The following is a 22132-nucleotide window of genomic DNA, read 5'->3' on the forward strand; positions in this document are numbered from 1 at the left end:
TAAATTATCTAATTAATAAAATTATATTATATACCTTGAGTAAACTGTTATTTGTTGGGGGTTTGTAAGGTGAAGCGTACGAGGCGGGCATCGCTGGCATTCTTTCTGGCCTCGACTGTGTTGGCAGGACCTGCCTATGCGGGCACGGTCACCTACACTTACGACGCGCTTGGGCGCTTGGTTCGATCGGTGAGCAACGGCACCAGCACTGCCGATAGCACCTATACCCTCGATCCCGCGGGCAACCGGACCAATGTCACCGTCACCGGCTCGCCGATCCCGTCCTTTTCGATCGACAGCGTTAGCGTTACCGAGGGCGGCACAGCGACTCTGACCGTCACCAAGAGCGGTGCTGCGAGCGGCACGCTCAGCGTCAATTACGCCAGCGCCGATGGCACCGCGACCGCAGGCTCGGATTATACCGCGACCGGTACCCAGACGCTGACTTTCCTCGCCGCTGAAAACAGCAAGACGATCACCATCCCCACTATCGACGATGCGGTGATCGAAAGCGCCGAGAGCTTCACCGTGACCCTGTCCGGTAATAGCGCAGGATCAGTCATCGCTCAGGCCACCGGCACGGTCACGATCAACGACAACGATGCGACCAGCTTCGCCATTTCCGATGCGCCTGCGGTGACCGAAGGGGGCAACCTCGTCTACACCGTCACCAAGACGGGCGGCGTCGCGGCGAACGTGACTTATGCCAGTGCCGATGGCACAGCGACCGCAGGGGCCGATTACACGGCGACCGGCACGCAGACGCTGACCTTCCTGGCTGCGGACACGACCAAGACGATAACCGTTCCGACCATCGACGATAGCGCGATCGAATCCGCGGAGACGGTTCTCGTCAATCTTAGCGGTGCGACCAATGGTGCGACGATTTCCCGGGCGCAGGGTTCGGGCACGATCAACGATAACGATGCGCCTCCGGTTAGTTTTGCGATTGCCGATGCCAGCGTGACCGAGGGCGGGAATGTCGTCTTTACGGTGACGCGTTCCGGGGACACGAGCGGAGCTGTAACGGTTGCTTATGCCTCTTCCGATGGCACAGCGACGGCCGGAAGCGATTATACCGCTGTCTCTGGCACGCTAAGCTTTGCAGCGAACGAGACGAGCAAGACGATCACGGTTGCGACAACTGCTGATACCACCATTGAAAGCGATGAGACGTTTACGATGACCCTGTCGAACCCATCGACAGGAAGCATTACGACGGCGACCGCCACTGGGACGATCATCAACGATGATGTGGCGCCTGCCAATCTGGCCATCGACAGCGTCAGCGCAACGGAAGGCGGCAGCCTTGTCTTTACCGTCACCCGCTCTGGCAACACGGCAACCGCAGTCTCGGTAAACTATGCCTCCGCCAGCGGCACGGCGACCTCTGGCGCCGACTTTACGGCAGTCTCGGGCACGCTGAACTTTGCGGCGAACGAGACGACCAAGATCATCACGGTCGCCACAACCGATGACACCAGCGTTGAAGGGACTGAGATGTTTACCGTGACCCTCTCGGGGGCATCGGCGAATGCCACGATCACCACCGCTTCTGGCACGGGCACCATCAACGATAACGATGTGGCGAGCGTCAACTTCTCGATTGCCAATGCAGCGAGTGTCGAGGAGGGCAATTCTGCCACGTTCACGGTCACGAAGACGGGCTCTGCGTCCGGCACAACGACAGTCCAATATACCACAGCCAGTGGCACAGCCACCTCTGGCTCTGACTTTACGCCCACCTCTGGGACGCTGTCATTCAGCAGGTACCAGACGAGTAAGACGATCACGGTTCCCACTATCGATGATGCGGCTCAGGAGAGCACGGAGAACTTCACGGTTGTCTTGTCCAATCCGTCGACAGGAACGGGCATCACCAACTCGACTGCCACTGGCACCATTACGGATAATGATTCCGAGCCCCGGCTGAAAATCAACAGCGCCAGTGCGACGGAGGGTAGCCCGATTGTGTTCACGGTGACGCGTTCAGGCCTCACCACAACTGCGGTTAGCGTGAACTACGCAACCTCTTCAGGGACGGCCGCGTCGGGTACCGACTTCACGGCAGCCTCAGGGACGCTTAACTTCGCTGCCAACGAGACCAGCAAGACGATCAGTGTCTCGACCGTCAATGATAGCCTGACCGAGAGCAATGAGACATTCAATGTTACACTCTCTGGCGCAACGGGTGGGGCTATCATCAGCACCGCAACAGGCACCGGTACTATCATCGATAATGATCAAGCTTGGACCGCAAACCTTACTGTGGGCAGTACTAGCTGCAGTAGTCAATTTTGCTCTATATCGAGAGGGTACTCCCAGACGTCAGCCATTGGTAGTTTATCCAATACAACGTTCGGGGCTTATACAATAACTGCTATCAGTCAGACCGTTTCTAGCGGCTCACCTACAGGTCCATACCTAACCACTCTTCAAATGACAGGAAGCACCTCTCCACCAAACTCCGGATGGTCAACAATTACAATTCCGGGAATTGGAACGCTTAATAGAAGCGGTGCAAGTTATTCTGGCGGTAGTGGTACTGGAGCATCGTGGATGTGGTATAGTGTGCCCGGAGCCATCGCCAGTGGTGCAGTGATAATACAGTGATTGGGTTGACCCGCGAACGTGAATTTTACGTACGCCAAGGCAAGATCGGTGCGGGTGCTATCAAAGCAATTGCACCGATTGGCTGAGTGATGATTGCGGGGTGGGGTGGTGTCCCGGGCAATGTCAGAAATTGTACTGATTGCTGGAATGAGGGGGATGCGTAGGGCGGGGAGATGCCCCGTCCTCGCAAACCAATCAGTCCGTTCCGGTATTTCCACTCCTCACCAGAGGTGATCCGAATAGCGGTGATGGTCTATGTGCGATTTTTTTCTCTCTGTGCGAAATGTCAGGATCTGCTATTTGAAGCGGCCAAGGATTGCCGGAGGCCGTTCAGCTTAAATTTTGCGGCCATATGAGCGTCGTCCAGCATGGCGTAATAGCGTTTCGGCTTCGGCAGGTGGCGATGGTGGCAAGGAACTGGTGGTTGTTGAACCTGTCGACCGTTCGAGCGGTGGTGACCAGCCCTCACCGAGCGGTCCTGAGGGATTGTTAGAGGATGGAACGGCCTCCGGAGCCGGTGGTCGAGACCCGAGCGTGCTGTGCGGCCGGACGGTGTTGTAATGTCGTCGCCAAGCTTCGATCAGGATCCGAGCCTCGGCGAGTGAGTAGAAGATTTCGCCGTTCAGCAGCTCATCGCGCAGCGACCCATTGAAGCTTTCGTTACAGCCAATCGACAATCCAGTGAGCGAGCGTTTGACTTGAATGGTATGCCCAAAGCCATTAACGCTGCACTCTGACACGAACATTGAGCCGCCCGGCCTGTAACCGGGAGCGGTTTCGGACGTTGGGCTTGGGGGGCGTGTCGCTATTTTCTAGCTTTGCTCCCTATCCTTTTGATGTCAGGCTATTGCCCCAGCGCTTCTGGCTTTGGCCAGGGTGGGTTGCCATTGGTCTCCTCGTAGGCCCGTTCAAATTCCGCCAGCGAGCGATACCCATAGGGAGCAAGCAAGGGCTTCATCATATCGTTGGTGATCTTATACACTTCCTTCCGATACTTTTTCTCATCGATGGCGATAATTCTCCATCTGTTGGCTGTCGCTTGGAAGCTTTCATGCTTGGCCCTCAGGGTTCGCATGGGTAGGAACGCATAGTCCCACAAATGATGTCTGCAGTCCTCGAGAACCTGCCATCGCTTGGGCAATTGGAGATCGAAGAAAACCCATATGTAGCTGAAAATTTCTCCCAGCAGCTTGCCCCTTCTCTTTGAGCTTCGGCGATAAAGGATGGACTGCACAAAGTGCGTATCGCGTTCGGCACGGCAGTATTCCGCGTAAGGAATATCCTCCGAGAACATCGGTCCGCGAATGCGCCATTTGTAGCTGTACGGATCGATGAGCAGGATGTCGTCTGGGTGAGGCCAGGGATAATCCGGCTCGGCTTTGCCTTCCGTTTGGGCCTGCGCCCAGAGCTGCGCGCGCACTTGCTTAAACTTCACCATAGATTCGTATCCACGTCGTGCCTGTTGCTCGTCCTGGGCTTGTTGTTGGGCTTCGATCTGCGCGCGTTGATAAGTCCGTTCGGCATCACGCAATTCAAGCTCACGCGCTTGCTTGAGGATATCGCGTTGGGCGATCGGGTTGCCATTGGCGGCGCTTTTGAGCTGGGCGCGGGCGACCAATTGGCGGCCGGTCAGCGATGTCTTGCCATTGGCGTCTTTGACGGCAATTTTGCGATCCAGCTCTTGACGTAAAGCATCATCCGTTGCGCTTCCTTCAAGCGGAAGAGCGTATTTCTCTCGGATCTTGCGGGGCCGTCCTTTGGGATTGCCGGAGTGCCCCTTTTGAAAGCGCGTATACTTAGGAGGATTTTTGTACCCGATCCGCTCATCGTCGTTCCAATCACTCATGGCCAACTCCTTGCGGGGCAGTGTCGCGTGCGATTTCCTCCCGATCGTCGAAATGGGATCGGGTGGGTAAGTGGATGGCGCTCTTGCCTGTAAGCTGTTGCCAGCGGCGAATGATCGTGTCGCAATAGAGTGGATCGTATTCGACGAGCCTGGCTCGCCGCCCTGTCTTCTCTGCCGCGATCAAGGTCGAGCCAGACCCGCCAAAGCAATCGAGGATGATTTCGCCGCGCTTTGAACAATCCTTGATCGCGTCTGCAATCAGTTCGACGGGTTTGACGGTCGGGTGCATGGCGAGCTCTTCGTCTCTTTGTGCACCGACACTGCTGATCCCGGCGTAGTCCCAAACATTCGTGCGGTAACGCCCTGTCTCGCCCAGCCCGAAGCTGTTCGTGTGAGGAGCGTCACCCTGTTTGAAGACGAAGATTAGCTCATGCTTGGAACGGTAGAAAGTACCCATGCCACCATTGGTTTTGTTCCATACGACCAAGTTTTTGAGTTCACTAAAGCACTGGCGTCCGGCGGTCAGAAGTTCGCTCATATGCCGCCAGTCCATGCAAATGAACGCGATTCCTCCATTGCGCATGGATGCGGCCACATTGCCGAGGGTAGTTGCCAGGAACGTCGTGAATTGTTCGGCCGACATCTCGCCGCTGGCAAAGGCAAACTCACGATGCTTGATCGAACCGAGGCCGCAGACGTTGCCATCGATCTTCACATTGTAAGGAGGATCGGTGAACACAAGATCGGCTTGCTCATTGCCAAGGAGCGCAGAAAAGACGCTCGCTTCCCGTGCATCGCCACAAACCAGGCGATGATTGCCCAGTTGCCAGAGATCCTTGGGCTGTGTGACCGGAATCGGGTGAACCGGAGGCACTATGTTTTCAGGCGCATCACACCCATTCACTTTTGCCTCTTCCGCCTCGCCGATTACTAAGTCGACTTCAGCCAAGCTAAAGCCGGTCAGCTCGATGTCGAATTCAAGGTCGACAAGGCCTTGGAGTTCGAGGGCAAGGAGCTCCTTGTCCCACCCCGCATTCAGCGCGAGCTTGTTGTCCGCCAATATATAGGCACGGCGTTCGGCCTCGCTCAAATGTGAGATTTCCAGGGTCGGAACCGATGTTAGCCCGAGTAGCTTGGCAGCCTCTGCCCTGCCGTGACCGGCGATGATTTCATTATCCGCGCTGATGAGGATGGGATTTATAAATCCAAATCGTTCGATACTCGCGGCAATCTGCCGCACCTGCTTTTTGGAATGGGTACGCGCATTGCGTGCATATGGTTTAAGGGACGTCGTGTTGCGTTCAACAATCGCCTTCGATGCACGTTGCGAAATACTGAATTCGGAAGTGGACAAGATCTGTCTCCATGAAAATGTGGGATGCTTGTGAGCAACATGCAGACATGATTGATCTCCTTGTTTTGCGCTTGATGAGGTTAGCCGTGATGCGGCGCGCCATGGCAGAATTAGCAGCTTAAGTTCTGTCTTGGGAACACGCTAAACCCATGGTCGATTGTGGATATCGGGGATTACTTTGATGACCCACTCCATGGAATCCGCTTCCTGTGGGCCACTGTGAGAACGGTAGGACTGCCATTTATTTCGCTGTTATCGGACAACCAATTCCCTGTTACGCAAATTGGAATTCCCTGTTTTGGATCGAGCCTATTCTCGTTGAGAGAAGGGGCAAAGCATCTGATTTTACCGGATTTTTTCGTCGATATTCGGCGGATTCAATCGGGAAATGGAAGTATTTCGACCAAAAACAGGGAATTTACCTGAGACCGATTAGCCATGGACTGACACATTCACCACATTCTGATCGTGGCCCGCGACACGCGGAGCTGGTCCGCCCAACCTTGTGGCGGGGCGCCCAGCGTGTTGCGGGATAGCGGTTTATTGCAGCATATTGGCGCGCAGCTTTTCCAGATCGGTGGGGGTGAAGCCGAGTTCCTGCTGAAAATAGGCGGCCGAGCCGCCATAACGGGCATCGAGATAAGCGAAGAATTGCGCCAGATGCGATTGACCGCTCGGCGTGTAGAGAGGTTCGGCTTTGACGGCGGAGCCTTTCGCCTGGCTGGCGACATAATACTGGACTATCGGATTGTTCGGGTAATCGGCCGCATTGATCGGCGGCATCTCGAATTCGACGCGGCGGAAGCCGGTTGAAAGATGATAGTCTTTCAGGATCGTTGCGCGATCCATGCCAAGAATGTCGTAGATCAGCGCCGTTGCAACCCCGGTCCGGTCCTGACCCGCCGAGCAATGGTAAACGACGGCGCCATCGTCGGCGAGCAACCGTTTGAACAGCGACCGCAGTTGCGGTGCGATCCTGTCTTCCATCCCCTCGTAGATATTTTCCCGGTCGCTTGAACCGAATTTGGCCAGAAGCGGCTTGATCGAATAGTCGTTGGCGATGAACAGCGCCCCGGTGCGATCATCCAGCAGATCGGGAGCGACTTCCCGTTCTTCGAGCGACCGGAAATCGACCACTGTTCCGATGGCAAGCTGATCCAGCAGGGCATAGTCGGCTTCGGTCAGCATCGGCATGGCACCCGAACGGTAGGCCTTGCCCCATCGGACGATCTTGCCATCCTTGGTTTGATAGCCGCCCAGATCGCGGAAATTGCTGCCCTGCTCCAAGGGCAGCACACGCTCGGCCACGGCCACGGTGGTGCCATCGGCCCGCTGCATGATGACATAATCGCGTTCGGCCACCGGAAGCTTCACCGCCACGCGCTTCGCCTTGCTGTCACGGGCGATCTGCACGTCGTTGTCGTCGAGCACAGGATCCTTGCTCAACCAGAAGCTCGCCGGTGCGCTATCGTCGCGCACGACGAACGCATTTTGCGCATCCTGCCGTTCGATGCGGAGCGGTTCAGCTGCGCTGGCGGGAATGACGAAAACCGCGGCCAGTACGGCGGCAGACAGGGAAAGGGCGGATTTCTTCATAAATACCGTGCCTCATGCAAATTGTGTCTGACAGACACGCCGGCGGGGGATCGACAGCTCTTCCCGGAACAATCCCCCACTGGCGCCTCGTTTACGCAATTATTTCCAATTCCAAATTTGAACCGCATCTTCAGAAAGTGAGCCGAGCTTCGACCCCGTAAGTTCGCGGTTCATTGAAGTAGCCGGAAACGACATTCGCCACCCCGGCACCGGCCAGCGCATACTGGAAAGTTTCCCACTGGGTGTTGGTGAGGTTCTTGCCCCATAGGGACACGGCGACTTTGGAGCCGTTGCTTATTTCGAGATCGCCCAAGGTGATCCGGCCATTGAGCATGAAATAGGAGTCCGTCTTGGGGGAGCTGGCGCTGCCGGTGTAGAAGCTGCCCGAATAAACGGCATCGACATGAGTCGACAGCGTTGCGCCGTCAAACGGCGAAAAGACATGATCGAGAGCGATCGATGCGGAATTTTTAGGTGTGTAGAGCACCACGCCCTCTTCGATCAGCTTACTGTACGGATTGCGGTCTCCCGTAGCTTTCCATGACGTGTAGGCATAACTGCCCGTCAGAGTCAGTTCCCGTGTGAGACGTGCGGTGAGATCGACTTCCACGCCCTTAATTTTGGCAGGATCGGGGGCGTTCACCGTGGTTATGACCGAAGGTGAAGCCGGATTGGAGAAGTCCACCTGACGATCGTTGTATTTCGTGTGATAGGCGGCAATGTTGAGCCGCACACGGCGATCGAACAGTTCCGTTTTCGCGCCGATTTCCCAGCTCGACACTTCTTCCGCCCCAAATTTTTCGAAGTTGGGCGCGCGCGAGTTTGCGCCGCCCGCGCGATAGGCCCGGCCCCATTTTACGTAGGTGTTGATGGTGTCAGTCCAATCGAACGCGGCGGTGAAGGCCGGGTCCACCCGTTTCGAGGAGAAAGAAAAGGGAATGTTGATCACCGCGCCGGCAGCCCGGGTCCGTGCGCCGTGCTTGCTGTCATGCGTCCAGCGCAATCCGCCGGTCAGGTGCAGACGTTCGCCAAGGATCGGCGGCGTATAAGTGGCCTGGCCGAAGATTGCCCTTGATTTGGCGTGGAGCACACTTGCCCGTTCGGGAAAGTTGGCGGCGCTGAAGGATACCGGCAGCAACGTATACCCCGTGCCGTCCGAGTTGAAACGGGCGGAGAAGGGGGAATACGCCAGATCGTCGGCGTCTTCCTTGAAATAAAACCCACCAACGACGAATTTCAAATTCTCGAAACTGCCGAGCAGTTGGATTTCCTGGCTGAACTGATCCTGATGCATATCGGCATAACTGATGCGCGAGAATACGCTGCCGGGAGCATAGGCAAGGGTCAGGCCCCCACTGTTCGTATATTGATCCTGCGAGGTTTTGCGATAGGCCGAAATGGATCGCAGCGTCAGTTGATCGGTGACATTCCATGTCGCCTGAAGGCTATGACCGGACACTTTGCCGACGCTGGGTTCCATTGGGACACCAATCCGCGCGTCCCGCACCCTCTTCTTCTCAAGTGAGAACATTGGGGGCAGCTTGCCACCCGGCAGGAGAGACATGGTCTGATTATAACCGGCTGTCGAAGCATCGCGCGAAATATCGTAGGAATAGAGGACATTCAGGTTTGGTGCGGGTTCCCACATCACGCTCACCCGGACGCCACGACGATTGACCTCAGAGTAGTCCGAAGCGCCTGGAAGGGGGTTATCAACCCAACCGTCGCGTTTGGTCCACACGCCATCCAGCTTGATGCTGAAGCCTGCGAATTCCGGCAGATTCAGATGCGCCTTGACGCTCCGGCCATTGAAATTGCTGATACCTGCCGTGAGATCGAGGCCCAGTTCCCCCGTGGGCTTCTTCGACACCATGCTGATCGCGCCGCCAACTGCGTTGCGCCCGAACAGCGTGCCCTGCGGGCCGCGCAACACTTCCATCCGTTCGAGATCGAACATTTCGGAGCCCAAGCCTTGAGAGCGGCCCAAATAGACCCCGTCGACGTAGATACCCACGGTTGGATCGCGGCTGATCATCGCCGCATCGCCCGGGTAGATGCCGCGCATAGTGACGGTGAGCGATGACGGGCGCGCCTGAAGCGGAATGATGCGCAACGATGGCACGGCGCCGCTGGCAAAATCGCTCAACGTGGCCACGCCGCGTTTTTCGAGATCACCCGCACCAAGCACTGCAATGGAAATCGGTGTGCCCTGTAGCGATTCCTCGCGTTTTTGGGCCGTGACGATGATTTCCGCCAGTTGACCGGCGTCGCGGTCTGCGGGTTCGCTGGCGGTTATGGGCGCGGCGCTGCTGGTCGGTGTCGGCGGCGGAGTCTCGCTGGAAATCCGGCTGAGGCCCTCCGGCCGTTCGATCAGGATGACATTGTTTTGATGCCGGTACCTTAGCCCGGTATTCTGCAACAGCCTGTCGAGCGCGCCGTCCACGGTCATCGATCCGCGCACACCGCGTGCCGTGCGGCCCGCAACCATGTCCGGACTGAACAGAATCTGGCTGCGTGTCTGGACCGCCACGCGATTGAGCGCGCTGGCCAGGGGTTGCGGATCGATTTCGATGTGCACCGCCTGCGCGTAGGCCGCCGGTGCAACGCAGCACGCCATGGCCACCGCGATCGCGCTCAAACTTGTCTTATGACTGATATGCATATGTCCCCTCCGTCTTCTGAAGGGTATGATGCGGCCGGGGAATTTCCCCTCACCTCCTGACGCGACTTTATTTTGCGGTCGGGCCGATCAGGCGAATCTGCTTCTCATCCTGGCTTTCTATCCGGGCGATGCCATAGGCTTCGAGCGCGCGGGAGAAATCTTCGGCCATGCCGGAGCGGAAAGTGCCGCTGATCCTCTGCTGGCCGAGGCCAGGCCCGAGAACAAGAGTCCGCCTGGAAACCGCGTTGAACTCGGCCACCGCATCGGCCAGCCTGGTATCGTCGAAAACGATGAACCCCTCGGTCCAGGCGAGCGCATGGTCAACAGGCGCGCGCTGGACGGCCCAGCCTTTCCGGTCCGCTGACAGCTCGGTTCCCGGGAGCATGTCGATGGTTTTGCGCGCCGCCAGCGTATGCGCCGGTTCAAGTTTTACGCGGACTTTCCCTTCGGTGAGCAGGACTTTCATGCCTTCCTTGCGCCCGTCGACGGAAAAGGCGGTGCCCACGGCATAGACCGATCCCAGGCCCGTATGGACGACGAAAGGCCGGGCGGGGTCCTTGGCTACGGCAAAATAGGCCCGCCCCTGACGCAGGAACACTTGCCGCTTGTCCTTATTGAAGCGGACGGCAATCTTCGTGTTCCCGTCCAGAACCAACTGGCTGCCATCTTCCAGCGTGGCATATTGCCGCTGGTTCGCAGCTGTCGTCAGGATTTTCTCTGGCTGTGGGCCGTTGTTGACCATGCCGGGCATGGTGAAAAGCAGCAGCGCAACCGCAACGGCGGCAACAATTGCGGCGGCGATAGGCAAAAGTGTGCGGAGAGGGGGTTTGCTTGCCCTTTGCAGCGCCGCCGTTCTGGCTTTGAACACCACCGGATCGTCCGCCCAATGGCTAAGGCCTTCGTAAGCGTGGGACAGGGCTTGGAAATCCGCGCGATTGGCCGGGTTTTCCAGCCACGCATCAAACTGGCGCTGGTCCGCAGCCGTCATCCGGCCCGAGCGCAGTCTGGCCAGCCATGCGGATGAATCCCGATCCGTGATCACGTCCAAATCCATCATCAGCGGGTGCTCGCTGCGCGCGACAGCAGGCGTAGCGCCTTTATCATGTGTTTTTCTACCGCGCTTAACGAAATGTCAAAATGCTGCGCGATCTCCGTATAAGTCATGTCTTCGAAGCGGTGGAGCAGGAACACGTCGCGGGTACGCCGCGGCAGCCCCATGATATCCTGCATGACCGCGCGCAGTTCCTCCTGCGACGCCAGAATGCGGTCGGGCGGGAACGCGGTATGGTCCGGCACTTCCAGCGCGGCGTCGTCGGGGTAGGATTGCCACCGCTGTTGCCGGCCACGTGCCAGAACGAGATTGGAAGCGATCCGGAAAACGTAGGCGGACAGATTGCCGATCGAGGTCTGCGGTTGCGATTTCGCAAGATTCAGGAAGACATCCTGCAGCAGGTCGTCGACATCGCCGGCAGGCACCTTGCGCGCCACATAACGCCGCAGCGCCATGCGAAGCCTTACCGCTTCGGGCGCCATCTTGGCGATATTATCGACTGGCCTTTCCGCCATGCCATGCTTCCTGCCCGCTATGGCCGCCCGCTGCCCCGATTGCCCGGTCACCTGGCGGCGTGGCGATCTGGGGCGGGTGCGACCTACGGGCTGGCGATCAGCCCGCCGAACGGGCGGAGCGGGCCGCCAGCTTCTTGCCGCCGAACACGAGCGCGCCCGTATATGCGGCGGCCACGATTACCGCGCAGGCCATGGCCCACAGCGTCGTGTCATTGTGTAGAGCGGGAATGCTGCCGACAGTCAGGAACAGCATGAATGCATAGTTTATCAGGACCGGAAGCCATTTCATGATGATGGCGTAAATGGCCAGCAACACCAGCAGCGCGGCGATAGCCACGCCCGCCGTTTCTCCCAGCGACGCCGGAAGTGCGGTGAGAGCGTAGGCCAGCGCCAGACCGCCAAGCGAACCTATCAGCGAGGGCAGGAACTTGTCCGCTTCCGCATGGAACAGGCCTGTCCAGTAGAGTGCGAACAGGAACCCGGCATAAAGTGCGGGCAATTGCAGCAGGATGCCGATTCCGACCAGCACGGCAACCACCCCGACAACCCCGGCGAGAACGAACAGACCTTTGAGCGGAGTCAGCCGTGCGTTTTCAGCATCCATGAACCTATATCTCCCAAGCTGCCGATATCCTATCCATCCGGTGCTGTCCGCGCTGGCTGAATGATCGGGCTTTATGATGTTTTTCTTATTCGTGGACTTCGATCTATAAATGGCCGGGATACCGCGTCAAGCGCGCCGGCGTGTCATGGGTGTTGTCCTGCCGGGCGGGGCGTCTCTATTATTGGTTCCGGGAGAGCGTGAGACGTGGCGATGGCACTGTTTGAGATGCCTTTGACGGTTCCGGCCAACTTGTTGCAGCCCATGCTGCGCGACCTTCACGCCTATGCTCCGTCAATTGCGCGCCAGATCGATTTTCCAGGGGGCGAGCGGCAATTTCTTGCTTTGCTGCGAGGCGATATCCTGGCGCTTGCGCGCGCGGATTTCGTGCATGTTTATGGCCTGTGCACGCGCCTGCTCGAACAGGTGGCCCGGCGGGACTGGTCGCGGACGGGCAACCGGGAAAAGGCGCTTGAAGCGTTTCTGTCCTATGTGATCGCCGCAAGTACGGTGGGCGATGCATGCCGCAGAGCGATCGATTTCAACGAATTTCTGGAGGATCGGGGCTATTCGCTGGCGCTCGAAACGATTGGGGCTACCGCGCGTCTCAAGCTCGACCTGACGCCTCTGGTCGAACAGGCTCCGCCATCGCTCGTGGTGGCCAATGTGCTGTTCTATCACAATATCCTGTCTTGGCTGGGGGCGGAACCGATCGATCTGGTGGAGATCGGCCTTGCCCTGCCCGAGCCGCAATGCCCGGATCCGGGAATAGCCGTTCTCAAAGCGCCGGTGCGTTACGGCGGTGGTGAAAGCTATCTCGCGTTCAGAGCGGACAATCTTGCGCGCAAAGTGCGGCATTCGCAGCGCGATCTGGACGGTGTCATGGAGTTGATTGCTTACGATCCGCTCCTTTTCATGCGCGGAGCGGGATCGATGGCGGCATCCATCCGGGCCTGGTTCGAGCAGCTGGCACAGGAAGGGCATCGCCTGCCCGATAGCGGAGCGACGGCCCACCATTTCGGCATCAGCGCGTCTACCCTTTCGCGGCGGCTGCGGGACGAGGATACGTCGTTCCTCACCGTGAAATCCGAATGCCGGAAGGAAATCGCGAAAACGCTGCTGGGCAGGAGCGGGATGAGCATGGCCGAGATCGCCCGCCGGCTGGGTTTCCACGATGCGCGCAGTTTCCGCCGGGCCTTCGCGCAATGGACAGGGCTGTTACCGTCCGATTTCCGGGAGCAGGCCCGGCGTCCGGGCAACGGATAATCAGCTATCCAGCGTCTTGGGTGCGTCGCCAGCCGTTTGTTTGACCTGAAATGTCCCCCTGTGGGTGAAATCATGCTCTCCCCCATACAGCCATAAGGCTGCATTCTGTGTCGGATAATGAGGAATGCGCCTGCAATTCCGGGAGAGCGAAATGACCGAATTTCAGATCAAGCGTGACATCAACGTCGGGTCCGCACGCAGCATGGGTCTCCCGCCGGTGGACTTCAAGGCGATGCATGAAATCGTCCTACCCTATCGGCTGCGGCGGGGTGTCAGCGACAAGATCGCCTGGGACGTGGCGCATGCGGCGCCGATTGCCATCCAGACACCGGAAGGGCTGGCCTACAGTTATGTCTGCCAGGGAAACGGGGTGCGTATCGTTCCGGGTGTGGTGGCCGATGCGGAACTGGTGATCGAAATGTCCGCCGACAGCTGGCAGAATTATTACTACGAGCTGCGCACCCGCTTCGGCCTGCTTTACGAAGAAGCTGTCCGGTTTGTGCGCGGCAATTTCCGCCAGTGGGACGCGTGGGAACCGGCCCTGCGCTGCCTTTACAGCGGCACTCCTATTTATGATCCCAAATCGCTGGATTTGCGTGATCTTGACGGTTCGCCGCTCGATATCCGCAAATCGTTCAACCGCGATGACGATCCGCGGGCCATGTCGCATTTCCTGCGCACGGCAGGCTACCTGCATGTGCGATCCGCCTTTTCGGCCGACGAGATCGCGCGCCTTTCGGATGAGACCGACCGGCTGCGCGACAATTCGGTGGAGGGCGACGTCTTTTCCCGCTGGTCGGCTGACGAGAAAGGCGTCAAAAAAGTCTGGGATTTGCACTATATGGCGCTCCAGTCGACGCTGATCGCGGAGCTGGATCGGCACCCGATGGTGACATTCCTCAACGGCCTGTCGGAGGAGGATCTGATCCCATCCTACGATCGGGACAACGGCACTCATGCCATTATCAGGGAATTCACCGGCGGGGAGAATTCGGATTCCACTTATATGCTGGGCTGGCATCAGGATTGTGGGCTTGGCGGTTGCCCGATCACCTGCCCGCGCATTCAGATCGGTATTCAGCTCGATGCGGCGACATCGGAAAGCTCACAGCTCTATTTCCTCGCCGGAAGCGCGGGCCGGACGTGCCATGACCAGTTTTCGGAAGCGGAATGGGAACGATTGCCGGTGGTCACATTCGAAACGCAGCCCGGAGATGTCACGGTGCATTTCGGCTGTATTCTGCATGCGGCGCCCAAGGCCAATGGCCCGCTGCGCCGCCGCACGATCTACACCCGCTTCATGAATCCCATGTCGCGGACTTTGCTGGACCGGTTCATGACGTTCGATCAGGTTATCCCGCATATGGACCGCATGCCCAGCGTCGACGAGATGGCGGGGAAAGTGGAAGCGCAGGGGTAGGCGGGCCCCGGCTGGCGGCTTCCCGAAGGCTTCTGGGAGAGCATGGGGGGCCGCGATGCAGGGATGGTTCAGGCCATGTGCAACGGCCTTTCATCCCCGCATCGCGGATGGTTCTAGCAGGTGGGAACGCGCGATTTGCCCGCCACTTTGTACGTGCCGTCCGCGCCCCGGACGTAGCGTTCGCTGAAAGTCCGCGTACCGGTATAAGTCACTGTGAAGCTGCGGCCTTTTTCCGCTGCGGTGATCTGGCCTTTCACCACGGTGCTGTTGGTTTCCCTGGCCCCCTCGTCAGTGTAATAGATGGGGATGCTGGCGATTTCGGCCGGGCCGGTGGCGGCCAGTTCGGTCAGGACCGCGAAGGCGCAGCTATAGCCCTGCCAGGTGCCGCCGCCTTCGGTGTAGAGGACGGGGGCGGCTGCGATCGCCTCGCTCCATCCCCAATACAGCGCCGGATTGCCGAACGTTCCGCTGGTACCCACGTCGAGCCATTCGCCGGTGACGGTATAACGGGCGCCCTTGCGTTCAAGATAATGCACCGAATTGAGGCCCGAACAGGCATGGCCCGTGCATTCGCTGGCCCCGGTGCTGACCAGCGCGGTCTTGCCGCCGGGCAGGGGGATGAGAGCCAGGGGGACATACGTATAAGTCGTTTCGTCCACCGTGCGATCGGCTTCGTTCTTGAGATTCTCACCGAAAGCGGCCCAGAATGCTTCCGGCGTTCCAGCGGGCACGGTGTCACGGTCGACATCCTGCACTTCGATGATGGAGGCGGGGGCGGTTTGCTCCGCACCCGCTGCCGGGGTGGCAAAAGCCAGAACTGTGCATGAAACGCCGACGAATCTTTTCATCATGTCTTCCCATCCGCTGAACCGGAGCCGCGCAGTAGCGTGGACCGTTTCGCTGCTAGATGAACGAAGCGATTGCCGCAAGAATCGGTTGGCAAACAGCCTGTTGAGAGCAAGAAATTGCCGATTCCGGGGTGCTTGAACAAGCAACCGTAACATCCGGCCCGACAACGTTCTGTTTGTGAGGCTGTGCGGTTCGCAAAGCTGTCGATCCGGTTCAGGTTTTGCGCGACAGTCTCGATGAGCATGAGCAAGGCGGATGCCAAAATACTTGCGTTGCGGATAGGCTGCGTTTCTAAGGGCGGCGAAACGGAGGTTTGGGATGGCGGCTGGACGGATTGGCCTGTGGGCCCTGGGCGGATTTCTGGTGCTGGTGGGGCTGGTGCTCGGCCTTGGCGGAGCCTGGTTGGCCAGCCTCGGCGGCTCGCTCTACTATGTGCTGACAGGGCTTGGCTGCCTCGTCTCCGGCGTGCTGATATGCCGTGGGCGGCGGCTGGGAACGTGGGTCTATCTGGCCGTTTTCCTGCTCACTTTGCTTTGGGCCTTGTGGGAAGTGCGTGCGGATTTCTGGCAGCTCCTGCCGCGCATTGGCGGGCCGCTGTTCATTCTTGTCTATATGCTGATGCCGTGGGTGCAGCGCGCCTTTGCGGCGCAGCCTGCCCGCAAGACCCCGGCCCGGTTCCTGCCGCTCGCGGTGGCGGCAGGCGGCGTGGCGGTCCTCGCGAGCGCGGGGCTGACTTCGCAGGGCAGCGTGTCGGCCATGCCCGCCAGCACCAGCGCACTGCCCCAATCGACGGCGGTGGAACTGGACGACAACTGGGAACACTACGGGCGCACGCTTTCGGGCACCCGCTATTCCCCCGCCAGCGCGATCACGCCTGCAAACGCTAGCAATCTCGAAGTGGCGTGGACATATCGCACCGGCGATATCGCGGCCAATTATCCGAAGACCACGTCGGCCTTCATGTTCCAGGCGACACCGATCAAGGTCGGCGATACGCTCTATTTCTGCACGCCGCACGATATCGTGGTCGCGCTCGATGCCGATACCGGCAAGGAAAAGTGGCGCCACGATCCCAAGACGGATGACACGGGCGTGGCCATGCTGGTCTGCCGTGGCGTATCCTATTTCCAGACGCAGGAGGCGGTCAGCGATTGTCCGCGCCGCATCCTGGTGGGCACGATCGACGGACGGATGATCGCGCTCGACGCGCAAACCGGCAAACGCTGCCAGAGCTTCGGCACCAATGGCGAGATATCGCTGCGCGATGGTTTGGGACCGATGAAGCCGGGCCATCAGTATTCAACCTCGCCTGCCACCATCATCGGAAATGCCGCGGTCGTTGGTGGTTTCGTGCTCGATGGTGTGGCGACCAATCTGCCCTCGGGCGTTGTCCGCGCGTTCGACGCGCGCGACGGCAAATTGCTCTGGGCATGGGATATCGGCCGGCCGGAAGGGGCGCAACTCAAGCCGGACGAGATTTTCACCACCGGCACGCCCAACGCGTGGACGCTGTTCAGTGCCGATCCGGAACTCGGGCTGGTTTATGTGCCGACGGGCAACAGCACCCCCGATTTCTTCGGCGGCAACCGCACGCCGGTGTCGGACAAGTATTCCAGTTCGGTGGTAGCGCTGGACGCGAAGACCGGGCAGGCCCGCTGGCATTTCCAGACCGTGCATCACGATCTGTGGGATTACGATATCGGATCGCAGCCGGTGCTGATCGATCTGCCGACGCCGGGCGGCACAGTGCCGACACTGATCCAGCCGACCAAGCATGGTGAAATCTATCTGCTCGACCGGCGCGATGGCAAGCCGCTGGCCACGGTGGAAGAACGGGCGGTGCCCAAGGGCGATATCCCGGAAGAACGCTATGCGCCGACGCAGCCCTGGTCCACTGGCATGCACAGCTTCACCCCGGCGCCGCTGGTCGAAAAGGACATGTGGGGGGCGACCCCGCTGGATCAGATGTGGTGCCGTATCCAGTTCCGCCAGATGCGCTATCAGGGCAAGTTCACTCCGCCTTCGACGCATCGCACCTTGCAGTATCCGGGCAATTTCGGCGTGATCGACTGGGGCAGCGTGGCCGTGGACGAAGCGCGCGGGCTGATGATCGTCAACACGTCGGGCATGCCGCTGACGGTACGCCTCGTCCCTCGTAAGGAAGCGGACAAGCAGCTGGTCGCCAGCGCGGGCAACGGGCACAAGGGGCTGTCGCCGCAATACGGCACGCCCTATGCGGTGGATTTCGCGCCGTTCCTTTCGCCGCTGGGGCTGCCCTGCAATGCTCCGCCGTGGGGTACGCTGGCGGCGGTGGATCTCAAGACGAAGAAACTCGTCTGGGAAAAGCCACTGGGCACGACCCGCGATCACGCGCCACTGGGTATTGCCGTGCCGGGGGTGTTCAATCTAGGCGGCGCGGTGGTGACGAAGGGTGGGGTGACGTTCATCGCTGCCACGATCGACAACTACCTGCGCGCATTCGACACCACGACCGGCAAATTGCTGTGGGAAGGCCGCCTGCCCGCTGGTGGACAGGCGAATCCGATGACTTACACTTCGAGCCGGAGCGGCAAGCAATATGTGGTGATCGCAGCGGGCGGCCATGGCTTCATGGGGACGACACCCGGCGACTATGTCATCGCTTACGCTTTGCCTGATTGACGCCGTGCGATAAGTTCCTCCCGCCGGGCATAACGGGGCCGGGCGGGAGATGGACAATGGCCGCTTTGGGCCCGGATGATACGGTTCTGTGCACGGCGACGATGGGTTTCGGCGCCCTGCGCGAATTTGCCGAGGCTGCGGGTAGTGCCGGTTTTTCTGCGATTTCCCTGTCCGGCGGGGATTACAAATCGGCGCGGGCGGCGGGCCTTTCGGACGCGGATATCCGTTCGCTGCTGGCGGACAATAATCTGCGTGTGGCCGAACTGGATGGCGTGGTGGACTGGCTGTTCCCGCTGCCTGACAGGCAGGGCGCAGGCTACGATCTGGATATTCCCTTTTTCGGCCATTCGCAGGACGCATTCTTTGCCATCGCGGAAGTGCTGGACGCGCGTTCGATCAGCGCGGTCGATCCGTTCCTGCGCACCGCGCCGCTGGAGCAGATGGCGGAAGCTTTTGCCCGCTTGTGCAATCGAGCGGCCGAGCATGGCTTGCTGGTTCATCTCGAATTCCTGTCATGGGGGCCGGTGCCCGATCTTGCGGCCGCCTGGGACATCGTTCGGCTGGCGGGGCGAGACAACGGCGGCATCATGCTCGATGTGCTGCATCTGATGCGCAGCGGCGGGCGGGATATGTTGTCCCGCATTCCGGGCGAACGCATTCTTGCCACCCAGTTCTGCGATGGCCGCCTGACAAGGCAGGGCGATTGCTTTGCCGATGCCGCCAATCGTGAATGGCCGGGGGAAGGCGAATTCGCTCTACCCGCGCTGCTGCGGGAATTGCGGGCGGCTGGATGCATGGCGCCGCTGGGAGTGGAAGTGATGGGCGAAGCGACGGCGGGCCTCTCCCCACAGGCAATTGCCCGGCGCGCCCGTGAAGCGCTGGAGCAAACGCGCGAAGCCAGCCGGTCGAGCCAGCCGCCTGCCGCAGCATAATCGCGAAACAGCCCTGTTTATTTCAAAAGGACATGAAGTGAACGGGACGCAGCGATAGCCATTGCGCGTGCAACCTGACTGATCATTATCGCCTGCCCGGGCCACCCAGCATATGGGCGCCTGCATAAACCAAAAATACCGTGGGAGACGGGCATGACGGGTACGGCAGCCTGGCGTCGAAATTGCGCACAAATTGCTGCGCGCCGCGTTTGCACGCCGCCGTCCCGTTTGCCCGCTATCCTGCCATCGATCTGATCCGGATTGACCGAAAACAGACAATTTGAGGGGGTTCACATGCAAGGACACTATTCCATCAGGACGGCGCTGTTCGCCAGTTGCGCATTGGGTGCCATGCCGTTTGTCGTCTCACCGGCATCGGCGGCCGATGGTTTGGGCGGGGTGGCGTCGCTGGCGGCGCCACGTCCCGTATTGTCGCGTATCGATGGCAAGCCCGCTGGCGGATTCCCGCAACAGGCCGCGCCCGAACAGGCCCGGCAGCACCAGGCCGACGCTTCGAACGCCGATATCGTCGTCACGGCGCGGCGCCGCGCGGAAAGCGCGCAGGATGTGCCGATTGCGGTAACCGCGCTCAACAACGAACAAGTGGCTGTGCCGGGGGCTATCGGCCTGACACAGGTCGCGCAACTGGCGCCCAGTCTGCAAATAACCGCTACCAATGCCCGCCAGACGAACATCAATATTCGCGGGCTGGGGGCAACGCCTGCTTTTGCCAGCCTTGGGCTGGAATACGGTGTCGGGGTCTATGTCGATCAGGTCTATTACAGCCGCCCCGCGCAGGCGGCGTTCGACCTTTACGATCTGCAACAGGTCGAAGTGCTGCGCGGCCCGCAGGGCACCTTATTCGGCAAGAACACCACCGCAGGCGCCATTCATATCACTTCGCAAGCCCCGACTTTCGATCCCGAATTCCGGGGTGAAGTCAGCGTCGGCAATTACCAGACGCTGCAGGTGCGCGCGACCGGATCGGCACCGATCACCGACAAGCTGGCTGTTCGCCTTACCGTGTCCGATACGGAACGGGACAAGGGCTTCCTGAAGAATGTCCACGACGGCAGCCGCAAGTCGGACCTGCACACGTTTTCGATCCGGGGGCAGGTGCTGTTCCAACCGACCGAGGAATTCTCGCTGCGCGTGATCGGTGATTACAGCAAATACAAGCAGGACTGCTGCATCGGCACCACCACCGGTGTGCGCACCACGAGGGTGGACGGCACGGCCTTGCCCAACGATTTCTACACCCGGGCGAAGCGCTTCGGCTACACGCCGTTGCCGGTCGATCCGTTCAATCGGGAAATCGATATCAATCGCCCGCTCCGCCTCGATCTCAAGACCCACGGCATCACCGCCATTGCCGATTACGATTTCGGCCCGGCTACGCTGACTTCGGTCACCGCATGGCGCAAGCTCTCCTACCGCCCGATGATCGACGCCGATCTGCTGCCGCTGGATATCTTCGTCGATGCCGGGATTTATGAAAAGCAGCGCCAGTTCAGCCAGGAACTGCGGCTTGCCTCCAACGGTAAGAACGATGTCGATTATGTGGTCGGCCTCTATTATTTCAATCAGCGGATCGATGACAAACTGTTCACCAAGTACGGTTCGGATGCCGCCTTGTGGATTCTCGGGCCCGCGCAGGGCAGCACACAGGCATCGGCAGGCGGGCAGGCGGCGCTGAACGGATTGTTCGTGGATGGCACCGCGCGGGCCGACACCAAGAGTTACGCGGCTTTCGGCCAGGTGATCTGGCATGCGACCGACCGGCTCGATCTCACTGTGGGCCTGCGCTACACCAAGGAGAAGAAGACCGGCTTCTTCGAACAGGTCCAGCGCGGCCCGGCACTGACGCCGGATCAGATCGCCCTTGGCGCGCAGGCGATCCGCAATTCGTTCGGGGCCACGATCCCGCGCTACGACGCCCGCACCAAGGAGGATAATCTTTCGGGCGGGGTCACGCTATCGTACAAGATCACGCCCGATATCATGATCTACGGCACATACGCCAAAGGCTACAAATCGGGCGGTCTCAATCTCAATGCCGTGCATGCCGATCCGGTCATCGCGCCCGAAAAGGTCGACAATTTCGAAGCGGGGATCAAGACCGCGCTGTTCGACCGGGCGCTCACGCTCAATCTCGCGGCGTTCCACACCCGTATCAAGAACTACCAGAGCCAGCAGGTCGACAACAACGGTGCTCCCACCGCTTATATCGCCAATGTCGGTACGGTGCGCACGCAAGGGATCGAACTGGACGCGACTCTGCGCCCGGTCCGCAATCTCAGCCTGTTCGCATCGGCAAGCTACGTCGATGCGATCTACAAATCGTTCCGCAACGCACCTTGCCCGCTGGAATACCTGGGATTGCAGACGGCCTGCGATCTTAGCGGGCGCAGTCTGCCCGGCGTGTCGAAGTATTCCGTATCGCTCGGCGGGGAATATGCGGTGGATGTGTCCTCGTCGGCGCAGGTCTATGCCAACGCGAACTACAGCTACCGGTCCAAATTCAACGGGACATACAACCTGGCCGAAGACGCGGTGATCAAGGGATACGGGCTTACCAATCTCAGCGTCGGTTTCCGCCATCCCGATGGGCGCTGGGATATCTCCGTCTATGCGCGGAATCTGTTCAACACCAAATATTTCAACACGATGGGCTCGGCGGCTTTCAATACCGGTCAGTATAGCGGCGGCCCCGGAGACCCGCGCACCTACGGCGTGACTTTGCGCACATCGCTGTAATCAAACACC

Annotated in this window: 14 protein-coding genes and 1 pseudogene; 6 read left to right on the forward strand and 9 right to left on the reverse strand. The window is 59.6% G+C overall.

The annotated features are described in order from the left end of the window. Positions 1 to 69 precede the first annotated feature (69 nt). Positions 70 to 2613, forward strand: a complete 2544-nt coding sequence (locus tag K5X80_RS05135; RefSeq protein WP_222559772.1) for a beta strand repeat-containing protein — start codon at positions 70 to 72, stop codon at positions 2611 to 2613. 335 nt (positions 2614 to 2948) lie between these two features. On the opposite strand, the pseudogene K5X80_RS17050 reads toward K5X80_RS05135, so the two are convergent. From K5X80_RS17050 to K5X80_RS05175, 8 genes and pseudogenes are all read right to left on the reverse strand, one after another. Then, positions 2949 to 3281: pseudogene (locus K5X80_RS17050) on the reverse strand (integrase core domain-containing protein); the annotation flags it as partial. A 176-nt stretch (positions 3282 to 3457) separates the two neighbouring features. Then, positions 3458 to 4459 (reverse strand): DUF5681 domain-containing protein, encoded by a 1002-nt coding sequence (locus tag K5X80_RS05145; protein ID WP_222559773.1) that lies wholly within the window; start codon positions 4457 to 4459, stop codon positions 3458 to 3460. Continuing rightward, a complete protein-coding gene (locus tag K5X80_RS05150) occupies positions 4452 to 5813 on the reverse strand; it encodes a site-specific DNA-methyltransferase (RefSeq protein WP_283249235.1) in 1362 nt (453 codons plus the stop codon). Before K5X80_RS05150 ends, K5X80_RS05145 begins: the two co-directional genes overlap by 8 nt. A 540-nt stretch (positions 5814 to 6353) precedes the next feature. Further along, entirely contained in the window at positions 6354 to 7409 is a 1056-nt protein-coding gene (locus K5X80_RS05155; RefSeq protein ID WP_222559774.1) for a tyrosine-protein phosphatase, read from the reverse strand. A 130-nt stretch (positions 7410 to 7539) separates the two neighbouring features. After that, the gene (locus K5X80_RS05160) at positions 7540 to 10071 is read right to left on the reverse strand and encodes a TonB-dependent receptor (protein ID WP_222559775.1); all 2532 of its coding nucleotides are present in this window, start codon (positions 10069 to 10071) and stop codon (positions 7540 to 7542) included. A 67-nt stretch (positions 10072 to 10138) separates the two neighbouring features. Continuing rightward, positions 10139 to 11128: a FecR family protein gene (locus tag K5X80_RS05165; protein ID WP_222559776.1), complete on the reverse strand. Its 990-nt coding sequence runs from the start codon at positions 11126 to 11128 to the stop codon at positions 10139 to 10141. Next, positions 11128 to 11577, reverse strand: coding sequence for an RNA polymerase sigma factor (locus K5X80_RS05170; RefSeq protein WP_222559777.1), 450 nt, complete (start codon positions 11575 to 11577; stop codon positions 11128 to 11130). Before K5X80_RS05170 ends, K5X80_RS05165 begins: the two co-directional genes overlap by 1 nt. 157 nt (positions 11578 to 11734) lie before the next feature. Continuing rightward, positions 11735 to 12241, reverse strand: coding sequence for a hypothetical protein (locus K5X80_RS05175; RefSeq protein WP_222559778.1), 507 nt, complete (start codon positions 12239 to 12241; stop codon positions 11735 to 11737). A 210-nt stretch (positions 12242 to 12451) separates the two neighbouring features. Between K5X80_RS05175 and K5X80_RS05180 the strand changes: the two genes are divergently transcribed. Together K5X80_RS05180 and K5X80_RS05185 are read left to right on the forward strand one after the other, a co-directional pair. Next, complete coding sequence (locus K5X80_RS05180; RefSeq protein WP_222559779.1) at positions 12452 to 13504, forward strand: AraC family transcriptional regulator; 1053 nt, start codon at positions 12452 to 12454, stop codon at positions 13502 to 13504. A gap of 151 nt (positions 13505 to 13655) precedes the next feature. After that, entirely contained in the window at positions 13656 to 14924 is a 1269-nt protein-coding gene (locus tag K5X80_RS05185) for a phytanoyl-CoA dioxygenase family protein (protein ID WP_222559780.1), read from the forward strand. Between the two features lie 113 nt (positions 14925 to 15037). On the opposite strand, the gene K5X80_RS05190 is transcribed toward K5X80_RS05185, so the two are convergent. Further along, complete coding sequence (locus K5X80_RS05190) at positions 15038 to 15772, reverse strand: hypothetical protein (protein WP_222559781.1); 735 nt, start codon at positions 15770 to 15772, stop codon at positions 15038 to 15040. A gap of 319 nt (positions 15773 to 16091) precedes the next feature. Between K5X80_RS05190 and K5X80_RS05195 the strand changes: the two genes are divergently transcribed. The 3 genes from K5X80_RS05195 to K5X80_RS05205 all read left to right on the forward strand — a co-directional run bounded on the left by K5X80_RS05195 (position 16092) and on the right by K5X80_RS05205 (position 22123). After that, positions 16092 to 18434, forward strand: a complete 2343-nt coding sequence (locus K5X80_RS05195; protein WP_222559782.1) for a membrane-bound PQQ-dependent dehydrogenase, glucose/quinate/shikimate family — start codon at positions 16092 to 16094, stop codon at positions 18432 to 18434. A gap of 56 nt (positions 18435 to 18490) precedes the next feature. Then, on the forward strand, positions 18491 to 19366 hold the full coding sequence (locus K5X80_RS05200) for a sugar phosphate isomerase/epimerase family protein (RefSeq protein WP_222559783.1): 876 nt from the start codon (positions 18491 to 18493) through the stop codon (positions 19364 to 19366). 294 nt (positions 19367 to 19660) lie between these two features. Continuing rightward, positions 19661 to 22123 (forward strand): TonB-dependent receptor, encoded by a 2463-nt coding sequence (locus K5X80_RS05205; RefSeq protein ID WP_222559784.1) that lies wholly within the window; start codon positions 19661 to 19663, stop codon positions 22121 to 22123. Positions 22124 to 22132 lie beyond the last annotated feature (9 nt).

The sequence above is a fragment of the Caenibius sp. WL genome (genome assembly GCF_019803445.1).
In the GTDB taxonomy this organism is placed as follows: Bacteria; Pseudomonadota; Alphaproteobacteria; order Sphingomonadales; family Sphingomonadaceae; genus Caenibius.